Origin of the sequence: Leuconostoc mesenteroides subsp. mesenteroides, from assembly GCA_009676745.1 — a bacterium.
GTDB lineage: Bacteria > Bacillota > Bacilli > Lactobacillales > Lactobacillaceae > Leuconostoc > Leuconostoc koreense.
This window is the reverse complement of sequence record CP046062.1, coordinates 1,332,387-1,349,321: the sequence shown is the minus strand read 5'-3', so window position 1 is coordinate 1,349,321 and position 16,935 is coordinate 1,332,387. Positions and strand designations below refer to the sequence as shown.

Annotated in this window: 16 protein-coding genes; 2 read left to right on the top strand and 14 right to left on the bottom strand. The window is 35.6% G+C overall.

From position 1 onward, the window contains the following. Position 1 precedes the first annotated feature (1 nt). Positions 2-1,366 (bottom strand): MFS transporter, encoded by a 1,365-nt coding sequence (locus GJV51_06680; protein QGM25677.1) that lies wholly within the window; start codon positions 1,364-1,366, stop codon positions 2-4. 76 nt (positions 1,367-1,442) lie between these two features. After that, complete coding sequence (locus GJV51_06675) at positions 1,443-3,113, bottom strand: alpha,alpha-phosphotrehalase (protein ID QGM25676.1); 1,671 nt, start codon at positions 3,111-3,113, stop codon at positions 1,443-1,445. 107 nt (positions 3,114-3,220) lie between these two features. Between GJV51_06675 and GJV51_06670 the strand changes: the two genes are divergently transcribed. After that, positions 3,221-4,228: a LacI family DNA-binding transcriptional regulator gene (locus GJV51_06670; protein ID QGM25675.1), complete on the top strand. Its 1,008-nt coding sequence runs from the start codon at positions 3,221-3,223 to the stop codon at positions 4,226-4,228. Positions 4,229-4,467: 239 nt separating this feature from the next. Here the strand turns inward: GJV51_06670 and GJV51_06665 are convergent, their stop codons facing one another. Then, a complete protein-coding gene (locus tag GJV51_06665; GenBank protein QGM25674.1) occupies positions 4,468-5,040 on the bottom strand; it encodes a TetR family transcriptional regulator in 573 nt (190 codons plus the stop codon). A gap of 142 nt (positions 5,041-5,182) precedes the next feature. Between GJV51_06665 and GJV51_06660 the strand changes: the two genes are divergently transcribed. After that, the gene (locus GJV51_06660) at positions 5,183-6,304 is read left to right on the top strand and encodes an alpha/beta hydrolase (protein ID QGM25673.1); all 1,122 of its coding nucleotides are present in this window, start codon (positions 5,183-5,185) and stop codon (positions 6,302-6,304) included. A 208-nt stretch (positions 6,305-6,512) separates the two neighbouring features. Here GJV51_06660 and GJV51_06655 read toward each other — a convergent pair whose 3' ends face one another. The 11 genes from GJV51_06655 to amaP all read right to left on the bottom strand — a co-directional run bounded on the left by GJV51_06655 (position 6,513) and on the right by amaP (position 16,917). After that, entirely contained in the window at positions 6,513-7,295 is a 783-nt protein-coding gene (locus GJV51_06655; GenBank protein QGM25672.1) for an alpha/beta fold hydrolase, read from the bottom strand. A 436-nt stretch (positions 7,296-7,731) separates the two neighbouring features. Next, positions 7,732-8,379, bottom strand: a complete 648-nt coding sequence (locus tag GJV51_06650) for a DUF697 domain-containing protein (GenBank protein QGM25671.1) — start codon at positions 8,377-8,379, stop codon at positions 7,732-7,734. Positions 8,380-8,487: 108 nt separating this feature from the next. Beyond that, positions 8,488-9,030 (bottom strand): NAD(P)H-dependent oxidoreductase, encoded by a 543-nt coding sequence (locus tag GJV51_06645; GenBank protein QGM25670.1) that lies wholly within the window; start codon positions 9,028-9,030, stop codon positions 8,488-8,490. A gap of 139 nt (positions 9,031-9,169) precedes the next feature. Continuing rightward, on the bottom strand, positions 9,170-11,395 hold the full coding sequence (locus GJV51_06640; protein QGM25669.1) for a glycosyl hydrolase: 2,226 nt from the start codon (positions 11,393-11,395) through the stop codon (positions 9,170-9,172). Positions 11,396-11,566: 171 nt separating this feature from the next. Then, positions 11,567-12,586, bottom strand: a complete 1,020-nt coding sequence (locus tag GJV51_06635) for a general stress protein (GenBank protein QGM25668.1) — start codon at positions 12,584-12,586, stop codon at positions 11,567-11,569. A gap of 23 nt (positions 12,587-12,609) precedes the next feature. After that, positions 12,610-13,971, bottom strand: coding sequence for a sugar porter family MFS transporter (locus GJV51_06630; GenBank protein ID QGM25667.1), 1,362 nt, complete (start codon positions 13,969-13,971; stop codon positions 12,610-12,612). 53 nt (positions 13,972-14,024) lie between these two features. Beyond that, positions 14,025-14,867 carry an aldo/keto reductase gene (locus GJV51_06625; protein QGM25666.1) on the bottom strand — a complete coding sequence of 281 codons (843 nt, stop codon included), beginning with the start codon at positions 14,865-14,867 and terminating at the stop codon, positions 14,025-14,027. 298 nt (positions 14,868-15,165) lie between these two features. Further along, on the bottom strand, positions 15,166-15,414 hold the full coding sequence (locus tag GJV51_06620; protein QGM25665.1) for a GlsB/YeaQ/YmgE family stress response membrane protein: 249 nt from the start codon (positions 15,412-15,414) through the stop codon (positions 15,166-15,168). A 175-nt stretch (positions 15,415-15,589) separates the two neighbouring features. Continuing rightward, the gene (locus GJV51_06615) at positions 15,590-16,117 is read right to left on the bottom strand and encodes an Asp23/Gls24 family envelope stress response protein (GenBank protein QGM25664.1); all 528 of its coding nucleotides are present in this window, start codon (positions 16,115-16,117) and stop codon (positions 15,590-15,592) included. A gap of 27 nt (positions 16,118-16,144) precedes the next feature. Next, positions 16,145-16,345, bottom strand: coding sequence for a DUF2273 domain-containing protein (locus GJV51_06610; protein ID QGM25663.1), 201 nt, complete (start codon positions 16,343-16,345; stop codon positions 16,145-16,147). A 17-nt stretch (positions 16,346-16,362) separates the two neighbouring features. After that, entirely contained in the window at positions 16,363-16,917 is a 555-nt protein-coding gene (amaP, locus tag GJV51_06605; protein ID QGM25662.1) for an alkaline shock response membrane anchor protein AmaP, read from the bottom strand. Between the last annotated feature and the right edge of the window lie 18 nt (positions 16,918-16,935).

Genomic DNA, 16,935 nt, shown 5'->3' with positions numbered 1-16,935 from the left:
TTCATTCTCCTTTTTGTGTCACATCTACTTGTATTTTTTCTTCTTTAACAATCCAAATTAAACAACCACCAATCATCAGGAAAACACCTGCAATTGCTAACATGTGGGCCATTGATTTTCCAACAGCTGGGAAAATAGCGAAACTTGCTACTGAAGCAACGATTTGAGGAATACAGATAAAGCAATTAAACAAACCTAGATAAACACCATCATGTTTGCCATCTAACGCATTCGTCAGAATAGTAAATGGAATAGAAATCAATGCAATCCAACCAATACCAATCAGTATAAAGCCAATTAGCGATGATACATGAGTATGCCCATAAGCAACAATCATAAATCCTAAGCCACCAGTTATCAAACTTAAGAAAAACGTCATTTTTCTTGTTTTATCGTTTAATCTTTGAAACAAAATACCAACTACTATTGCAACAACTGAATACACTGCCTGCAAAATACCAAACCAGTTTCCTGCTTCTTGATACCCTGCAGATGCAGGATCTGAAACTCGCCAGATGTTTTCTGAAAGAGCACCGGTTGAATAAGTCCACATGTATGGAATACCAAACCAGACAAAGAATTCGACGATACCTAAGGTCCAAAACACTTTTGGTGCGTGTTTCAAAATATCAATGAATGATTCATGTTTCTTATCATCAGACTTAAAACCATGGTAATATGCTAAGGTTTCTGGGTCGTACTCTTTTACATTTATGATGGTAAAAATGGTTGACAATAACAATATTGCAGCCGCAACATAAAACGAAATTTTTACTGAATCAGGCACAACTCCACGTGCTGCAGTGTTGGCAACACCAAAAGAAGTTAAGATAAATGGAAAGACAAAGGCAATCACGCCACCTAAACTTCCCCATATATTTTGTAAACTCCATGCTTTGTCAGTTTGCTTTTCATTGACCATATCAGGAATAATCATCTTAAAAGGCTGCATTGAAACGTTTGAAGACAAGTCCATGAATAATACCGTTACCGCGCCAAACCACAAAGCCGTCATGGATCCATAACCAAAACCAAATGAACCTGTGTTAGGTAATAATAGTAAAACAATCAACGATACAAAACACCCAACAATGAGATAAGGCATTCGCCGACCCATTTTAGGTAACCATGTTTTGTCAGAAAACAGACCAATTAATGGCTGCGTAATCATACCTGCCAAAGGAGGTAAGATGAAAAAAAATCCTAATTTAGTCGGGTCGGAACCCAAGGTCTGGAATATTCTCCCCATATTACCAGTTTGAACTGAAAAGGCCACTTGAACACCTGCATAGCCAAAAGTCATTAAGAATAGCTGCATGCTAGTCAGCATCGGAAGCTGGCCTTTCTTATGTGCGTTCGTACTCATTATATTCACTCTCCTTAATTAAGTGATTCTACAAAAAATTCTAAACAAAGTAACCGCTTACATTTTACTGAAAAAATTAAAACTTATACACTTTTGATTCGTAAGGTCTGAGTGTATCGCCCTGATCATCTGAATAATTACTTATAATTAATTGTGCAGTTTGGCTTTGATCGTAATGACGTGTTTGCTTTTGATCAGTAAAGTTACTAATAATTAGCAATTGCATTTCATTGTCAATTCGCTTATAAGCATAGACCGATTCGTCTTCCAGATCCAACACTTCATACTTTCCAGTCGTGATAATTGATAGCTCTTGCCTTAACGCGATGAGTTTTTTGTAAAAATAAAAGATTGACTGCTGGTCAGCTAATGAATCTGCCACATTGATAGTCTGATAATTGGGATTAACACTTAACCATGGATGGCTTTCAGTGAATCCAGCATTTTTAGTGATATCCCATTGCATTGGTGTTCGTGCATTGTCTCTTGAAGAGTGATGAACATAGGACATCATTTTATCTGGAGTAACTCGTTTTTGTTGGACAACTAGGTCATGATATGCATTCAAAGTATCAATATCTTGGTAGTCTTTAATAGATGGTAAGTCAATATTGGTCATACCAATTTCTTCACCTTGATAAATATAAGGTGTTCCCTGCATGAAATGCAAAGTTGCGGCCAACATTTTTGCAGATAGCACACGATATTCATCTGAATCATTTCCAAATCGTGAAACTACTCTTGGTCGATCATGATTGTTCCAATAGAGACTGTTCCAAGCTTTACCATATAAATCATTTTGCCACCTAGATAAAATACGTTTTAAATCAACCAGATTGAAACGTTCATCGCTCCATTTACCTAATCCCTCATGACTGTTATCAACTTCAGTATGTTCAAATTGGAAGACCATCTGTAACTCATGTGAATCAAATCCAGCATATTTCATTGCATCTGTTGTTGATACGCCTGGCGTTTCACCAACAGTGATAATGTCATACTTTGATAACACCGTTTGATTCATTTCTTGTAAGTACTCATGAATATTGGGACCATTAGCAACAAAATTCATTGATGAACCATGGTTTTCTAAGGTAACATTGGGATCATTTGGTAAATCTGTTGGTTTTGCAATTAGGTTAATAACATCCATGCGGAAACCATCAACACCTTGATCTAACCACCATTTCATTGTATCGTAAATTTTTTGTCGCAAATCAGGATTATGCCAATTCAGATCTGGTTGTTTTTTTGAAAATAGGTGCAAATAATATTGTTGTGTCTTATTGTCAAATTCCCATGCTGATCCACCAAAATCTGACAGCCAATTATTAGGTTCATGCCCATCGACAGGATCACGCCAAATGTAATAATCACGATAAGGGGTATCTTTATTTTTACGGCTCTCTTTAAACCATTGATGTTCATCAGAAGTATGATTGACAACTAAATCCATCATAATTTTCAAGTCTAAATGATGCGCGACCTCAAACATTTCTTGAACATCTGCCATTGTGCCAAATTCTGGTAAAACTTTACGGTAATCACTGATGTCATAGCCATTATCATCGTTTGGTGACTGATAAATTGGGCTTAGCCAAATGACTTGAATGCCAAGGGTTTTCAAATAAGGCAACCGTTCAATAATGCCGCGTATGTCTCCGACACCATCTCCATTGCTATCTTGAAAGCTTCTGGGATAAATCTGATAGACAACGGCTTTTTGCCACCATTCTATTTTTTCCATGGTAACCTTCCTTGTTATTGTTTGCTTTTTTGAGTAAACGTTTACGCACTAAATATTGTAACCGCTTTCATATTGAAAGTCAACCTTTTTGGGTTATAATATTTAATATGGCTATTACTATTAAAGACATTGCAGATAAAGCTGGCCTTTCCCCGGCATCCGTCTCTCGAATTTTAACTAATCGAGGGCGTTTTAATGCGGATACAGCTAAACGAGTTCGTGAACTTGCAGCGTCAATGGGCTATCTGAAAAATCAATCAGCAGCTGATCTATCACAAAAACAAAGCCGCGTTATTGGCGTGTTAATACCAAACGAACATACTAATTTTGCTGATGAAATTATTAAAGGTATGCAGTCTAAAGCATATAAGCTTAATTACGAACTACTCATTGCCTTTGTCGACACGAACAAGGAGCAGCAGCTCCAAACTGTTCGTTCTTTATTGTCTCGAAAAGTATTGGCAATTGTCATGCTAGCGGTGGATCTTGATATTGATGACCCCGTCTTTAACTTGTTGACTAGTGCCGAGGTCCAACTTCTTAGTGTTTCGAATCAATTAAATAACAAAATCCCTTCCATTTCCTCTGATAATTATGAGATGATGCATCAAATTGTTGATCATCTTTACGAAAATGGTCACGAAAAAATTGCACTCATTGGTGCTTCTAATCCAAATTCAATTGTTGCCAAGTTACGAAGACAAGGATTTATTGATGCCCTTACAAAGCACGGTATCATATATCACCCCGATTTTATATGGGGAACAGAGAATAACTACCAAACTGGTATAGATGCTATCAAACATTTTGGCAAACCACTACCTTTTACAGCAGCAATTGGTTCTGCCGATATCACTAGCGTTGGTATACTTAATGGTGCTAAAGATGCTCAAATCGATGTCCCAAAAGATTTGTCTATTATAGCAATTGACGGCACCGAAGTCGCCCAAATAACACGCCCCATTCTTAGTGCTGCTAAGCAAGACTTTCAATTAATGGGACAGTTAGCTGTTTCGGCTCTAGACGAAAAAGAATTAACACCACATGCTGTTTTCTTTACCAAAACTCAAATCATACCGTCCGGTACAGTGACAACGCTTGAAAAAAATAATTAGTACAATAAAACACATTAAAGCCTACTTTTTCTGGCTTTAATGTGTTTCTTTTAGTCGAACTATATTTTTTACAAGTTAGATTAGATTTTTTAAAAAGTAACAACGATATCGCATGGACTACCATTGTTGTTTATAATTTGTAGGCAATCAGTAGCTTATAAAATTAAAATCACTACACTTATCTTCATTAGTCAAAATATCCAATTAAACAATTTCATCAATTTGCCAATAAAAAATGTTTACCGCTTAACGTTAGAAATAATGACTTCTTGCATTAAATTCATAAAATCAGTTTGCTCTTCTAGTAGCTTTTCGCTTTCAGCATGTTTTAACGTAAAAGAAATTGAGGTTAATGCTAAATCGGCATAAATTTCTGATAAGAAAGCAACTGAAAAACGATTGTTCATTTTTTGTTTTGATAAGAAAATGTGGGCATTATCGTATAATATTTTGTGAAAACGATCTTGGACACTGCGTGCATTGTGTTCAAGTGACATTAAAATCAATAAATCACTATCTTGATTAGCCATATCTTTAATAATTTTATTAAAAATTTCAAAGGTATTGTTCTGTTGTATTGCATCAAATCTTTGTCGTATTTCACGATCAAATGCCATCGCATATCCATCAACAATCTTATCAACAACATCAAACTTGTCAACATAGTGATCATAAAAAGTTGATTTACTAATTAATGCTTCATCGCATATTTTCTTGACAGTGATTTTTGACATACTCATGGTCGCCAACAACCGCATCATTGTTTCAGTAATCAATTTCTCTGTTTTGATAACTCTTTTGTCTTTTGACACAATGCTGCTCCTTCTATTTATATATACTAATAATATCATACTGTTTTCTTTTTTCAGTACGATATCGTTCTTTATTACCACTTTTGCCAGTTGTATTTTAACCTCATCATGTCAAAATATACTTAACAGAAGGAGGAACAGCATGTTTAAACAGTATGTTAAAAATGAACAATTCAATTTACAAATTAACCGATTCATCAACGATGAGTACGAAAATGATGAAAAGGTACAGGAAGATTTAAAAACTATTATTCCTCAGTTAAAAGATGAAGAATCATGGTTTAATGCATGGAACGACAAAGCTATAGAAAGAGAACAAGATAGTGATTTCTCTATCGCATCAACTTATTATCAAGCTTCTGAGTTTTATTTGTCACCTGAGGATCCTCGAGATGAAAATGCTTACCAAAAGTATCGTGAAAACTTTTATAAAGGTTTCAATGACTTTGAATACGAAAGGTATGAAGTCCCTTATGAAAATGGGTATCTACCAGTTGTAAAACTAGTTACACCAAATGCCACTAAGAATCTACTACTCTTTGCCGGATATGATTCCTATATGGAAGAAATGGTCAAAATGTCAAAATTTTTGAAAGGTATTGATTACAATATTTATGTGTTTGATGGGCCTGGTCAAGGAACTGCTTTGCGTCAAGGAATTCACTTGATACATAATTGGGAAAATCCAGTAAGTGTCATATTGGATTACTTCAACCTTAAAAGAGCTAGTGCAGTTGGTATGTCATTAGGTGGATATTTAGTGATGCGCGCCGCCGCATTTGAAAAACGATTGGATAAGGTTGTTGCATTTGACATTTTCTATAGTTTCTTTGATGCATTACGTATTCGAATGCCTTATGATCAAATTACTAAAATTGAACAATTACTAGCTGCAAAGGATGCTAACACAGTTAACCTAATGTTCAAAAGTATGATGGCCAATAATTTAGATCTTAACTGGAAAATCAATAAAGGTATGGAAAACGTCGGCGCCCAATCACCTTATGAATTATTACAACAGTTCCAAAAATATAATATGGAACCGATTATGCCACTTATTAATCAGGATGTTCTGTTACTAGCTGGCGAAAATGATCAATATGTGCCAAGTAGCCGCTTAGTAGAAATTGATAGCAAATTAATTAATGCTGCTTCCGTCAAGTCAATTATGTTTGATAAAGCATCGGGTGGTGATCAACATTGTCAGGCCGGTAATCGACAATTAGGATTTGATGCAATAAAAGAATTTTTATCAAGTAAATAACCAAATATAAAAAGCAGAAAAAATAATTTTTTTCTGCTTTTTATATACAATTTTTTAAACCATCAACTGTAACTCGATTCTATTTAATATACAAATCATTGCAATGTCATCTTTTTTAGAGGGTAAGCAAAATCAATTGGTATTATTACAGTAATAGTCAAACTTACGAAAATCTAGTTAGAAGTTAATTGAATTTTCGCTAATGATGCTAACATTTTTTCAAAGTAAAAAGCACAAGATCAGGCTGATCAATCATTAAATTATGTCCGGCCTTATTAACTAGAGCTCCTTCAGTAGATTCAGATAATTCAATCAATTTCAGCTGTTGTTCGTATCCAACAACTTGATCGTGACGCCCCACTAGAATACAAACTGCGGTTTTCGAGCTCAGATGATGTAACTCGTTTTCAAAGCTAAGTGAATAAGAATTATCTTGCAATTGACTCAAAAAGTTTTTATTAGCTTTTTGTAGTCCAGGAATGATTAAGTTTTGGTAATCATGCCAACTTCTTTGATTAAGCACAACATTCATCTTCTTAAAATCATCAAAATATTGACTATTTTTATCAGTGCCTATTTTTTCCTCAGAAATATTAATGTGTTTTCCAAGTATTCTTCTGTTCTTATCAGCATAAATTACCGGACAAGTCATAAAAAGAGAAAGTACTTGATCTTGAAAATGATAAGCCAGTGCTTGAGTCATATAGGCACCATATGAGTGTCCAAAAAGAATAAATTTTTTTTGCCCAATAATATTCATGATGAAGTTCTGTAAACTATCAAAGATGCTGTCAGCAGATGCAGATGACGTTGCAATAGAATACCCCATCCCCGGTAAATCAATATAAATACGCTTAAAACCGTCAAAATTCACTTGCGGTTCGAAGAAGGACATCGTTGATTCTCTGTCCAAATACAGCCCATGTAGGAATACTATAGGAATCCCCTCACCAATCACTTCATATGTTAAACCTTGAAATTCCATTTTCATTATTTTATGCTCCTTAATACTATAATACTATACCGTTTCTTTAATACCCCCGCATTTGTTAGGTTCATATCTACAATTTCAAATTTTTTGTTTTCTATGAAGACCGGGCAAATCTAACTTCTGATATACTACAAACAGAAGTTAGATTTACGGAGGACTGGTTTATGTTACGTTCTATTTTTTATTTCCTAAGCTTGCAGAAGTAACAATAATCCAAAATTTCAGTTGTGAACTTAATCCCTTATATTGGTATATTCGTCCACGCATAAGTCTCGTCGTTAGATAATTCAACATGAAATATCAAACTTATAATTACCTGGCTATTTTCAATCTATTTCTCAGATATGCCATGATGTTCAGTGCATGTTCTGTTAATAATTTCGCCAATGACCAATGAAAAAATGAATAAAGATGCAATATATCAAATACTTTAAAACTATTTTTTCGCCTTTCTAAGTGTTTTAAAAAGAATTTCAAACTGCCCTCGAAATGACATAGCTTGTTCAAATATGTCCTCACCGTCATTTAACATTTTAACTGTCACCCAACCCAAAGCCTCAGTGATTGAAACAGCTACGGAAGCATTTATTATAGCACCTGATACAGTGCCCACAGCCGGTATGAATTTAATAACATTTCCTACTGCGCTACGACCAAGACCTACCACTACAAGTTCCTTAGATAAACTTTTACCTAAACCTTCTGACCATGATTGCCCAAACAATTTATGCAATCGCGACATCATCGTTAATTGGATTGGTACAAGTAAGAACGCATCTGAAAAAGGAATTGGCGAGCAGCCTACAATTGCGGCACTCAACGATGCAGCATGAATAATTCTATGACACTTCTGAGCTGTTTTTTGATCAACTCCCGTCAAAAAAGTATCAAAAACTTGATCAAAATTCGATCGACTCTTAACTAATATTTTTTCTGCTCTGGATTTTGATGTTTCGTATGAATTTTGTATAATCTTTGAGGTTTTCTCAGGAAATCGTTGCAGTACTTCAGAAAAAAATGAATTGAATTCCTTGTCTTCTGAGCCTAAATCATCGTTTCTATTTTCAAATTGGTTTTTACTCATATTATTTAAGTCCTCTATCTTTATTATACCTTCATTTTAATTTTAATCGCATTTCAAAGTATATAAAAAACCTGACTTATTGCTAAAGTCAGGTTTTTATACTCGTAATTAAAACTTTTGTGCGAATGTAACAAATTGCTTTGCTGCATCTGCAAGGAAATTTTGCGTATCAACGTTAGTAATGTGCCCATTTTCATCGGCTAAGTTTTGAATATTACCAATATAAAGTTCTGGTTGCTGTAAAGTGGGCATATCCAAGAATACCAAAGATTGGCGTAGCACGTGATGAGCCAATACACCAGATGTCCCAGAAATCGATTGTGAAGCAACTAGCGCTGGTTTACCAGCCCATACGTTTTCACCCCAAGGTCGAGAAGCAACGTCTAGGGCATTTTTTAGAGCAGCTGAAATGCTGCGGTTATGCTCAGGTGTGACAAAGATAAATGCATCTTGCTCAGCAACTGCTGCACGGAATTTTGTAAATTCTTCAGGTGAATCGGCATCAGAATCTTGATTATAGAGTGGCAAATTACTGATGTTTAAGTAATTTACCTCAGCATCTTCAGGCAGGCCAGCAACAAGCGCATCAGCTACTCCCTTTGAAAATGAGTTTTCACGAATCGAACCAACAATAATACCAAATTTTGTCATTTATGTGACCTTCTTTCTAATTACTAAAAGTAAGTATACAATGAAAATTAACGGTTTGCAAGCCTCTATTGATATCTGTATATTTACTAACTAAGCTAATTTGAGTAAACCTTTTCAACGTGGCTTATAAACGAGTGGGTCAATTATTTGCTAGTTTAATAAACTTATTTACTTGGTCCACACTTACTCCAATCATAATAATTGCTCGCAATGGCAAATTTTCCATTAACTCTCGATTATTATCGGACGAACTAATACTCTCAATAGCTGTTTGCAAACCCGATGCCACGAGTGGTTCATGCAACCCATCTCGGTTAATAATTTCGCTAATATAGGTGTCTCCGCTGATTGGACGTTCATTTATCATACCCATTTCTAAAGAAATATTTTTTTCTAATCTAATGTCGCGCGAAGAACTACCTATTTTTATAATATAATCACCTTGGTCAACTTGCCAGGAACTTTTTTTCACGTTATACCAAGCAAAGCTCCTTCGATTTAAGGAAAATTCGACAGTCTTACTTTCTCCAGGATTAAGGGCAACTTTAATAAATGCTTTTAATTCTTGACGAGATTTTTCAACATGACTTGCGAGATTTTGAATATAAATTTGAGCAGTTTCCTTGCCGTATATTGGGCCCACATTGGTTATTTTGAGCTTTCCCGTGACATGGTTCTTCGTGTTAGCCACTATTTTCAAATCTTCATACTTAAAATTTGTATAACTTAATCCATGTCCAAACGGAAACGCAACTGCTTTCTTTTTTAAATCATAGTACCGATAACCAACAAATATCCCTTCATGATAGTTTTCTTCATCTACACTAGCATTAAACGTACCATACGCCGGTGTGTCTTCAATTTTTTCAGGAAAAGTTTCTGCTAATTTACCTGAAGGATTGGTTTGACCAGTCAAAATGTTCCATGTCGCCTCACCGACAGCTTCACCAGCTAAATAAGTTGCTACGATTGCTTTGACCTTACTTCTCCAAGGTGTTGCGACCGCTGATCCATTTTGAAGAACAACAATGATATTAGGATTAATCGTTGCTAGTTTTTGAATTAACTTGACTTGATTTTCCGGTAAATCAATGCTTTTTTTGTCAAATCCCTCCGACTCATCTTGTTCTGGGACACCAGCAAAGAAAATGATTTTGTCACTCGACTCAGCAATAAATTCTGCTTGTTTTTCTAAATTTGGATTATCTTTTCCCGAAGATAAGTTGTACCCTGCAGTATAGGTAATATTATAATCACTGTTGCTGGCAACTTCATGTGGTGTAACAACTTTGTATGCATTTACATGTGAACTACCGCCGCCTTGATATCTTGGATTCTGGGCTAATTCACCAATTAATGCAATTTTTTCAGTTTGTTTAATTGGTAACATATCATCATCATTTTTAAGTAAAATAATACTATCCTCTGCTGCCTTTCGAGCAAACTCATGTTGCTTATTTTTATCATAATCCGTAATATCATCACCACTAAAACGGAATTTTTCAACTAATGCCAATACACGTAATACTGAGATGTCCAATTTTGATTCTTCTAGCTGACCATTTTGGACAGCAGATACAATACTATCAATCGAATATTCACCATTCCCAGGCATTTCTAAGTCTAGACCTGCTTTTAGGGAGGCAACATTATCAGCCACCGCTCCCCAATCTGACATAACAACGCCAGTATATCCCCATTCGTTTCGCAGTATTTCGGTTAACAAACGGTAATTTTGAGAATTGAGCACACCATTAATCGCGTTGTAAGAACACATTAATGTTGCTGGATGTGACTCTTTAACAATTTTTTCAAAAGCCAGTAAGTATATTTCACGCAAAGTACGTTCATCAACATTTGAGGAAGAGGTAAAACGTTGGTCTTCACGATTATTGGCTGCAAAGTGCTTGACACTTACGCCAACGCCTTGCGACTGAACCCCCTTCACATAAGCGTTTCCTAGTTCACCAGTAAGATATGGATCTTCGGAAAAATATTCAAAATTTCTTCCTGCTAATGGGGAACGCTTAATATTAATGCCGGGTCCCAGCAAAACTGAAACATTTTCGGCTTTAGAAGCTTGACCAAGATTTTGACCTAATTCATAAAGCATGTCCATATCAAATGAGCTAGCCATCAATGCTGAACTTGGAAAAGCAATAGCTTCAACACTTTGATTCAAGCCTAATGCATCTGAACTACTTGCCTGTTTTCGCAATCCCGAAGGACCATCTGTAAGCATGATTTTTGGTATGTCATTTTCATGGTTTTCTGCTGTAAACCAAAAATCTTTTCCTGTTACTAATTCCGCTTTTTCACGAACAGTTAGCCCTTGTACAAAGGATATATCAAATTTTGTGTCCATACTTACAACTCCTTTTTGTTTTTACTACAATCATTCATTTCGTATTAAGAATAAAAATACATCTATACCAAAATTATATCATTTATTGTTAGCGCTTACATAATTCGTGACTTAGTACCTGCGTGTCCAAGCGAAAAAGACTAGCCAAAAAAGACTAAGTTCTTAAAGGTATTATTTAGATTGGTTGGCTTCAATAATGTCATGAAGTTGTTGAAAGTCTTTTTTCACATTATAGTCATGACAAGTTTGCTTCATCAGTTCCCTCAGCTTACTTTTAATTCGGTCGATATCAGTCTCATCGGTGTAATCAATCCAATTCACATGTTCTAACCAATCGAAGTAAGCGTGCTTACCTTTTCCATAACTATTTCCAAAGAGCAAACAAGGTGTACCAGTGAGAACGGAGAAAACCATAGCATGCCAACGATCTGTGATAATAATCTCTTGGTGTGAAAATAATTCTAGCTGTTGTTCAAATAAAGTTTCGCGTGTGATTGGCGTGATTTCTTTTGGTTCATCTAGCACGGTGTCAACACGTTCCACTGGTCTACCGCTACTGAGTACTTTTTTTATTTTATTAATAGTAGTCTGCTTAACCACTTTCTCTGAATCATGGCGCAAAACAAACAAAGCCCCGCTACGTTCAAACTTCCAGTCTACTGAATTCATATATAATACCATGTCTGGCGTGAAAATAACTTTATTGTCAAAAGTCGTAAGCATACGATGAAAGCTTTGTGCATCGCGCGCTACAAGAACAAGGTTTGAATTCTTGCTATAAGCTTCCTGGCTTTTTTTCTTTTCAATCTCACCATCCTCATTATCCTCAAAATGGATTGATTGGGGAAATGAAATCGTAAGGTTGTCAACAAATGTCGAAAAGACTTTGCGCCTTGCCGCTTCGTGATTGTGATACAAATTACCCATATTACCACCACCAGTAAACGCAATCACATCATCTTTGTGCAAATTCTCCTGGACGACAGGTATCGCTTCATCAGCGTCTTCCTCAATAATCTCGATATATTGATAGTTTGGAAACTCGTTCTCAATATATTTTCTTTCGGCCAATGAGACTGCCTGATCACCCATATTTGTATAACTTGGTACACCAAACATATAAAACCTGGGTCGACTAGTTTGTGGAATCTTATGTACAACCGCTGTCGTATCAATATAAAAATTAGCCATTAACTACACTCCTTTTTTGTAGGCTATGATAGACTAGCTGCATCATAAGCCTTTGACATTTTTTTACTATTGACAAATAGACTTGCTAATAAGATACTTAATCCATTTGACATAGCAAAAACGAAGAATACCAGCGCTGTTCCAAGAATGGCAACTAACTGCGGATAAATCAAACTAATGATGAAATTTGTTATCCAAGTTGTTGCAGTTGCCACGGACATAAATTGCGCCTTAACATTTCCAGGAAACATTTCGGCTAACAAGAGCCATGTAACAGGACTTACAATGCCTTGATGATTAGCCAAAAACAACATTAAACTAACAAGCACCAAAGTATTAGTTACTCCTTGAGAAAAGATATTAGATTTCATAATCGTTCCAAGTAGTGACATGAAAACGACGTTACCAATCAAGCCAATAACCAATATCCGATGATGATTGGTATGTTCTATCAATCGTGTACCAAATATACTAGCAATAACAGAAACGACACCAATTAGCACGTTGGCATACAAGGAACCACTTTCGCCCATACCAACCTTTTCAAGTAAGATTGTACCGTAGTACATTACGGTATTTACACCTGATATTTGCTGAATCAACGCAATCACAATTCCGGTCAATAACAAATAAAATAAATTCTTATTTTTTAATGCTGTTGACCAATTAAATTCATCATCACTTTGCTTACCTTGAGATTTGATGAGCTGGTTAGTATTTTCAAATCCTAAGCGGCGGAATATTTTTCGTGCTCGATTAAAACGATGTTTTAAAAGTAACCATTGCGGACTACCACTAATTCGAAATGAGTTAACCCACAAAATAATTGACGGAATTGCACCTGAAATTACCATAACACGCCAAATCGGACCCCAATGTCCCCAAATATTGCCTAATATTGCATTTACAATGAAAGCACACAACTGACCAAGTACAATAAAAATAGCATTTTTATTAACATTAGCACTTCTTAAATTTTCCGGTGAAATTTCTGCTAAATACATCGGTGACAAACTTGATGCAGCACCAACTGCTAACCCTAATACAAATCGAAAAAGTGACATAAACCAGAAATTCATAGCAACAGCACACAACACCGTAGTTATTGTAAATACGACTGCAATGATTCGTAGTGTTTTACGGCGACCAATGCTATCAGCAACTCGGCCACAGCCGAGTGCCCCAAAACAAGCACCAATAACAAGTGAACTAGACACAACGCCTTGTAAGGTTGGCGTCAAATTCAGTTGATCCGGACGACTCATAAATGCCAGTGCACCATTAATCACACCGGTATCATAGCCAAATAGAAAACCACCTAATGATATAACATAAACACAGTAATGCAAAAAATTTAGTTTAACTTTTTTTGATTTAGTTTTCATATTTTTCAACATTCCTTTATAAAAATTTTAAAAATGAGAAAACCATCAATCACTTAAACAAATTCTTCATATTCGTTTGGATCTTGGTCATCCACACGCCCGTCTTTACGTTTTAAATCGGATATTTGACTAACCTCAGTCTCTGTCAGTCTGAAATCAAAAATATCTAAGTTATGCCACTGGTGCTGAGGAGTGGTGGCTTTAGCAACTGGTAAAATACCACGTTGTATATGCCATCTCAAAATAATTTGACCAGCGTTTTTATCATATTTTTCGGCTAGTTTTAAAATTAATGGTTCTGTTAATTCACTACTGCCTCGTCCTAATGGGCTCCAAGCCTCAGTTACAATACCATACTCTTGATTAGTAGCCACCAATGATTCCTGCGGCCAATATGGATGAATTTCATTTTGGTTAACAGCAGGTGTAATTCCCGTTGCTGAAATAATCTTATCCAGATGTTCCTTTTCAAAGTTGGACACCCCAATCGAACGAACCAATCCACGCCTTTGTGCCTCAATCAATGCTTGCCAAGCCTCTACATAATGATCTCGTTTAGGAAGTGGCCAATGAATCAAATAAAGATCCAAATAGTCTAAGCCTAGGCGAAGCAACGATTCCTCAATAATCTTCAAAGCATCGTCGAAATGGTGATATTTGCCAGGCAGTTTTGTCGTTACATAAAATTGCGAACGTGGCACACCGGAACGACGAATAGCTTCTCCAACCGCACCTTCACTATCATAATTGGTAGACGTGTCCAGTAATCTGTAACCGTTCTGTATAGCATTTAAAATTTGGTCAACACCTTGATAACCTCGGATTTGAAAAGTCCCTAAGCCTATTTTTGGTAAGTGATGCCCATCATTTAGTTCATATAACTCATTCAAACTCATTAAAAAGCTCCTATTCTACCGTAAAAAGGTTTATAAAAAAGCCTAATTTGTTAATCAACAAATTTAAGCTTTAATGGCAATACTGATAAAATCCTTAATCAGCTTTCTTATAATCAGCGTTTTTGGGATTATGTTCATACAGATTCGTATTTTCGGCAGTTGACTCAGGATCAATCTTTTCTTGTTGATCCTTAACTTGTTCTTCTTTATTTTTGTTTTCTGTCATGATAAGTTTCTCCTATACCTACTTTCTGTGTAACACAGTTAATGATAGTTTTACACAGTGAGCTTTTGTAAATTACTTATTTGTACGACTAGTAATCCAAGATACGACTAATACTAATACAACTGCACCAATAATTGAAGGAACAAGTGCCATTCCCGCTAAGCTTGGTCCCCATGATCCAAGAAGACTTTCACCCAACCAAGAACCAATTAAACCAGCAATGATGTTACTAATCCAGCCCATAGCTGCACCACGGCTTGTAATTGCACCTGCAATAGCACCGATAATTGCACCTACAATAAGTGTCCAAATTAATCCCATAATGATATTTCTCCTTCCGATTCTCTATCAGAACCTAAGTCCAGACTACCACTGTCATATTTTTTCCGCAAATATTTAGCTTGTTGTCTCATCATATTCTCTTAGAGCTAAAAAGCACAACGTTTTTACTGTTGTGCTTTGAACTGCTACCATAAATTACAAGTATCAATACTTTTTACTTAACACGATTATCATTATCGCTGACTACTTGAGAAGTTGTTTTTTTCACGGCATCAACACCCTCTGAAGTCTTTTGCTTGATTGTGCTGCCAGCGTCTGTTACGCGATCTTGTAAACTAGTTTGTGATTCGTCAAATTCTTTGTGTGTTTGAATATCAACTACTTCAACATTCAACTCAACTAGCGTCAAACTCGTTGTTTCTCGTACCTGCTTTGTGATTACTTCTGTTAATTGCTTATAAATATCATGTGCATTATGTCCATATTCCATGATAATATCTAAATCAACAGCAACCTGTTCTTTGCCGACTTCAACACCAATGCCATCAGTAGGGTTATCAGTATTAACAATTTTATTTTTAATATTTGCGACAAAACCACCGTCAACACCTAGCAGCCCTTTCACATTTTCAATTGCATAGCCCACTACCTTTTGAATCACTTTGTCATCAAACGTTAATTCACCTTTAGGTTGACGATTCTCTGTTGTGGTGTTTTGTGTAGTTGCTTTTTCTGTAGTCATAATTAAATCCTTTCTATATCTAAATAATTAATTTTTACGCGTAAATATTTTAGAGACAATTGATAAATCGACATCATACGCTTCGAGCAAGTAGCCGATCCAACCTGCTAATAGGGTAACAACTATAATTAAAATCGTCTTCCAAAATCCTACAGTTACTAATAAAGTTGACAGAATGAAACCCGCAAGACCACCAACCCAAATATTAATTGATTTTTTGTCTTTCATTGTATCCGCACTCCTTTTTATATCACACGAGTGATTTTACGCTTTGAGTTTGATTTCTGATTTACTTTGATATCAACTTTAATGGGAATTCGATTTATGCCAGCGAGTAAATTATTCAGGCTTTTCGTTAAATCGTTTGAAATACGTGGTAACTCTTCAACCGTCGTCTGTTTATACACTGAATCAGCAACAATATAAAATTTTCGTTGACGACGAGTATTTTTCAATTTCACTTTAATATTCGATAAATCTTCGCCCGAGAGTTTTGTTTGAATAAACTGGTTGATGCCATGATTACTCAAAGCAAGACGTCCCTCTTTTGTTTGCTTTAAAGGAATATCTGGTAATTCTACTGGCCACAGTAGTATGAGTAAAAATACAAGAACGGTCAGTGCCAGTAGTACAAGACCGTAGTAATAAATGAAAGATTCACTTTTAAAGTCCAAATGTATATTAAACGCTGCTAAAAATTGAAATATTTCATCAATTATTTTTGGCCATATTAACAAACAAAGCCCAATTAAATATCCGAGGCTGAAAATACTCAGAATTATTTTTTTACTTTTCTTCATATCATACCTCTCTATTAC

What these genes read in the sequence shown, in the direction of transcription:
- amaP (QGM25662.1), bottom strand. Translation starts at nt 16,917, where the DNA reads ATGAAGAAAAGTAAAAAAATAATTCTGAGTATTTTCAGCCTCGGATAT.
- GJV51_06655 (QGM25672.1), bottom strand. Translation starts at nt 7,295, where the DNA reads ATGAAAATGGAATTTCAAGGTTTAACATATGAAGTGATTGGTGAGGGG.
- GJV51_06660 (QGM25673.1), top strand. Translation starts at nt 5,183, where the DNA reads ATGTTTAAACAGTATGTTAAAAATGAACAATTCAATTTACAAATTAAC.
- GJV51_06630 (QGM25667.1), bottom strand. Translation starts at nt 13,971, where the DNA reads ATGAAAACTAAATCAAAAAAAGTTAAACTAAATTTTTTGCATTACTGT.
- GJV51_06610 (QGM25663.1), bottom strand. Translation starts at nt 16,345, where the DNA reads ATGAAAGACAAAAAATCAATTAATATTTGGGTTGGTGGTCTTGCGGGT.
- GJV51_06670 (QGM25675.1), top strand. Translation starts at nt 3,221, where the DNA reads ATGGCTATTACTATTAAAGACATTGCAGATAAAGCTGGCCTTTCCCCG.
- GJV51_06640 (QGM25669.1), bottom strand. Translation starts at nt 11,395, where the DNA reads ATGGACACAAAATTTGATATATCCTTTGTACAAGGGCTAACTGTTCGT.
- GJV51_06645 (QGM25670.1), bottom strand. Translation starts at nt 9,030, where the DNA reads ATGACAAAATTTGGTATTATTGTTGGTTCGATTCGTGAAAACTCATTT.
- GJV51_06675 (QGM25676.1), bottom strand. Translation starts at nt 3,113, where the DNA reads ATGGAAAAAATAGAATGGTGGCAAAAAGCCGTTGTCTATCAGATTTAT.
- GJV51_06680 (QGM25677.1), bottom strand. Translation starts at nt 1,366, where the DNA reads ATGAGTACGAACGCACATAAGAAAGGCCAGCTTCCGATGCTGACTAGC.
- GJV51_06635 (QGM25668.1), bottom strand. Translation starts at nt 12,586, where the DNA reads ATGGCTAATTTTTATATTGATACGACAGCGGTTGTACATAAGATTCCA.
- GJV51_06625 (QGM25666.1), bottom strand. Translation starts at nt 14,867, where the DNA reads ATGAGTTTGAATGAGTTATATGAACTAAATGATGGGCATCACTTACCA.
- GJV51_06615 (QGM25664.1), bottom strand. Translation starts at nt 16,117, where the DNA reads ATGACTACAGAAAAAGCAACTACACAAAACACCACAACAGAGAATCGT.
- GJV51_06620 (QGM25665.1), bottom strand. Translation starts at nt 15,414, where the DNA reads ATGGGATTAATTTGGACACTTATTGTAGGTGCAATTATCGGTGCTATT.
- GJV51_06650 (QGM25671.1), bottom strand. Translation starts at nt 8,379, where the DNA reads ATGAGTAAAAACCAATTTGAAAATAGAAACGATGATTTAGGCTCAGAA.